Genomic DNA, 508 nt, shown 5'->3' with positions numbered 1-508 from the left:
TGGCAGGCACGTAGGGCCTGCCCTGCTGATCCACGATCTCCTGGCCGATCAGGAAGCGCTCGCCCTCTTCGCCGCGTGTGCGATCCAAGGTGATGCGTCGTCGCCATTGATGGGCCGTGGTGTCCGGCGGGAGGACCGAACAGCCCTCGGCGATCGCGGCCGGCCGCGGCGCCGGCACGGCGATAGGCGCAGGCTCAGGCGCGCGGGAGGCGGCCGGCCAGGGCGGCAGCGGAGCGGGCTGGGCCGGGACGGCGATGCGGGCCAGGGCCAGGGCGGGCCAGACATCGCCTTGGAGTTCGCCATCCGCGTCGCGCTCCCGGGCGGTGGCCAGTCCGGCGGTGCGCAGGGTCAGCATGCGGGCGCCACCGGCTCCCATCAGGATCTCGGCGCGCGCGCCGGGCAGCATCAGGATCCGATCGGCGACGACGCCGGGACCGGCGGGCGCGGCCTCGCCACCGAGCGCGCCGTCGAGGGAAAGGACGCGCATCGGTTCGCCCATCTCCAGCAC

General features: G+C 75.0%; 1 pseudogene. It reads right to left on the bottom strand.

The features are described from left to right. Positions 1 to 508, bottom strand: a pseudogene (locus AC1DWF_RS38950) (hypothetical protein); the annotation flags it as partial.

This window comes from Aminobacter sp. P4_D5, from assembly GCF_056401815.1.
This window is presented reverse-complemented; position numbering and strand designations above follow the sequence as displayed.